3 protein-coding genes are annotated in these 3,347 nt (G+C 56.1%); all 3 read left to right on the top strand.

Annotation, left to right across the window (positions count from 1 at the left end; translation table 11 throughout):
* Positions 1-2,141, top strand: a 2,141-nt coding sequence (locus tag ACF8AM_RS14300) for a hypothetical protein (protein ID WP_392556283.1), incomplete at its 5' end; no start/stop codon positions are given.
* Positions 2,142-2,279: 138 nt separating this feature from the next.
* Positions 2,280-2,720 carry a hypothetical protein gene (locus ACF8AM_RS14295; protein ID WP_392556282.1) on the top strand — a complete coding sequence of 147 codons (441 nt, stop codon included), beginning with the start codon at positions 2,280-2,282 and terminating at the stop codon, positions 2,718-2,720.
* Positions 2,721-2,767: 47 nt separating this feature from the next.
* Complete coding sequence (locus tag ACF8AM_RS14290; RefSeq protein ID WP_392556281.1) at positions 2,768-3,043, top strand: hypothetical protein; 276 nt, start codon at positions 2,768-2,770, stop codon at positions 3,041-3,043.
* Positions 3,044-3,347: the final 304 nt, after the last annotated feature.

The raw sequence follows: 3,347 nt of genomic DNA, 5'->3' as shown, positions 1-3,347 counted from the left end.
TTTTCAAGGATCAGTCCACAGCGATTCGGGCATGGGGCAAAGATTATGGTAATCAGGTCAAACGCTCAGAAGCCCAGTTGCTCGAGTTCTTGGCATTGTCGCAAGACACTTTCGTTCCACTCGGGTTTGACCGAAGGGAAGCCGCTGAACTGTCCAAAACGGTCACGAAACTCGCCATCGATCTTGGGTCATTCAAAAACATTGATGACGGTGAATCGCTTCGTCGGCTTCTAGGCGGGCTCGTTGGAAACACTGAGAACCTTAAAGCTTTTGGGGTTCAAGCATCCGCCGCCGCGATCAAGGCGCAAGCCTTGACGATGGGATTCGACCCAAGCAACTTGACCAGCTATCAAAAGGCGCTGGCCATCTTGGAAATCACCCTTCAAGGCACGCAAGACGCACAGGGGGACGCGCTGCGAACTTCCGATGAGTATGTGAACAGCGTGAAGGGGCTCAAATCAGAGCTGAAACGACTGTCCATTGCGATTGGTGCCGCATTGATCGAACCCATGACAGCCGCGGTGCGTGGCGTCACTTGGTTGGTAAGCAAGATCAACGACCTATTGGAAGCCTTCCCGGTGTTCTCGCAATTGGGAGCAGGGGTTGCAGTCGTGCTCACTGGGATCGGTGCAGCAGCCGCGGCCGTGGGGACTGCGATTGCACTGATTGGCACCCAGTTGACCGCGATGGGGGCGATTGCGTTGGTGCAACTGTCAGGCGTGGGCGGTGTTCTCGGGATGCTGACAAAGGGGATCAGCTCAGCCGCGGCAATGATCCGGGGGTTGGCGTTCAAGGCCGTCATCGCTGGGATTGGCACGGCGTTGAAGGGCTTGATGGCAGGCATCATGACCGGGGCGAAGTTCCTGTTCTCATTCCTCACCAGTATGGCAGCGAGATTGGCAGTCGTTTTGGTGAACCCGTGGACGCTGTTGATTGTGGCAATCACTGCCGCCATGAAGTTGGCCGAGCGATACTATCAACGGCAACTCGAAAAAGAGAAGAAGATCGGCGACGAGCTGGAGAAGCAGCGTCAGGCGAAGATGGCGGAGTATTACAGATCGGAAGGGCTGCCGGTGCCTGCGGACCTGTCGAACAACAAGGACTTCAACAAAGCTCGAGTGGTGCCGACCCCAACGGCAGCCGCGCCGGAACTTGACTTGGAACTCGCCAACGAAATCCGCTCGATGCAAACCGCGTTGCAGGAATACCGCGGCAGGATCCAAAGTGCCCAGCGTTTGCTTGAAGCCGGGAAGATCACACGGGCGGAGTTTGGCAAGTTCGCCAAGCAGGAAACCGATGAGTTCCGCAAGAACGATCCAACCAACCAGGCCCGTGAGTCGCTCCGCGAACAACTGATGACACCGATCGAGGTGTTCAACAAATCGGTCACGGACGCCGCCAGATTGTTCGCCAATGAACCCGCGATGTTCCGGCGAGCTAAAGAGGCAGCGATCGAACAATTCAAAGCCAACAACGCCGCCGCCCAAATGGCGAAGCAACTCAGGACGCCGTTGGAGCGATACCAAGACGCAATCAAGGAAGCCCGCGAACTATTCAAGAATGACCCCGAGAACCTCAGAAGGGCACTCGCAGCGGCCGCTGATGCGTTCCGTGCAAGTAGTCCGGTTGAACAGTTGAAGGACAGCTTGAAGACGCCTGCGGAAGTGTTCCGCGACCGGATGGCGGAGATTGCCAAGATTGTTCAGCAAGCTGCCCCAGACCTACGTGATGGCCTGAAAGCCAGGGCGGTGGCAAAAGCGCGTGAAGACTTCGCCGCATCGGATCCCGACACCATCGCCGCCCGGCAGATCCGCGACGAAAACAAAACCGACAACGAGCGGTTCGCGGAGAAGCTTCGGGAAGCGGTGGAACTGGTCAACAAAGGCGTGTTGAGCCGGGAGGAGCTGACCAAGTACCGCAAGAACTTGCTTGATGAGCAGTTGGGCGAACGACCTGAAAGCGAACGATTCAAAATGTTGCAGACCACATCCGCGATGGTGGCGTCACAGATCGGAGCGTTTGCGCCAACATTCGACAACGACGACCGGGCATTGGAATACCAGAGAGAACAACGGGATCTGTTGCGGGTCACGAATCAAGAACTCGGGAAGCTCAACACGAAACGCGGAAGGTTCCGCTGATCGGCAACGTTGGGCGATGGTTGGGGGCAAGTGGCACGCCAGAGCTTTACGGGTCCTTCCTAGCGTTTCGCGTTTTGGGGGTCGCTTCACCCCGGCCTGTCTCTGATTACAAAATTTGAAAATGGGCTTTCCTTCCCCATGGATAAACTCACCCGCAAAGCCGTGGCGTCGATCTGCGGAGTGACCCCGCCACGCATCGGGCAGCTTGTCGATGAAGGCGTGATCGACCGAAACAAAGATGGCAGCTATCCCAGGGCAGCAATCACCCAATACGTTCGATTTATTCGCAAAGATTACGATCAAAACGCCGATTTTCGCGAGTTACTCGAACAGGAACGGTACCGCGAAATGAAGCGGGAGAATGATCGGGCCGAAAGCCATGTTGCGACCGTCGCGCAGTTGGAAGACGCAACCAAGCGCGGAGTGGCGGCAATGGTGACGATCTTGGACCGCCTGCCGGCAACCGTTCGGCAGCACTGGCCAGGTGTTTCGAAAGAACAGATTCAGATGGTGAACCAAGCGGTCAGTCAGTGCCGGGACGCTTTGGCTGACGTGGCGATTTCATTCGACGATGAATGAGGCCGCATCGTTTCATGGTTCCAAGTCTTCAACAATGGAGCGAAGGATTGACTGACGCCGTTTACCTCCCATCACCCGAGGAGATCGCGGCCAAGTGCCGGGAGATCAGATCGACATGGGACGAAAATGAACGCATTCGTCGGATGGATTGCAATGTAAAGTTGCTCGATGATTGTGACTTCGAACAGGTTCACCGGGCAGCATTGGCGAAGCTGGAAACACGACTGACGAAGCACGAAGGCCGAGTGGTGATTGAGGAAACATCACGCCGCGGCGATCCGGTGCCGTTGGAGTTCGAGCCGTTGCCGCTGGAATGTTTCTGAAATTCGCTTGACACGTCAAACCAGATTCGGCAAAGTGTTGGCGTCGCTGTTGGTCTAACAGCCTTGCGACTTGCCGGTGAGTATCTGTTTCCACCGGGACACCCTGTCTAACCAATCTTCAAAAACATGCAGAATGCAGAAGCAAACCGATTTGTGGGAATGCTACGGAACTTCGACCCGGCATAGGCTGGTGAGTGACGTACCCGGCCAGGCGTTAGACCCTGGTTGTTAGCAGGTCGGTTTGCTTCTGCGTGCGCAGACCCAAAGAGGTTTGCGAAAGGCCAATCCAATGGCGAAGCAACAT

Source organism: Rhodopirellula sp. JB055, from assembly GCF_043100905.1.
GTDB lineage: Bacteria > Planctomycetota > Planctomycetia > Pirellulales > Pirellulaceae > Rhodopirellula.
This window is presented reverse-complemented; position numbering and strand designations above follow the sequence as displayed.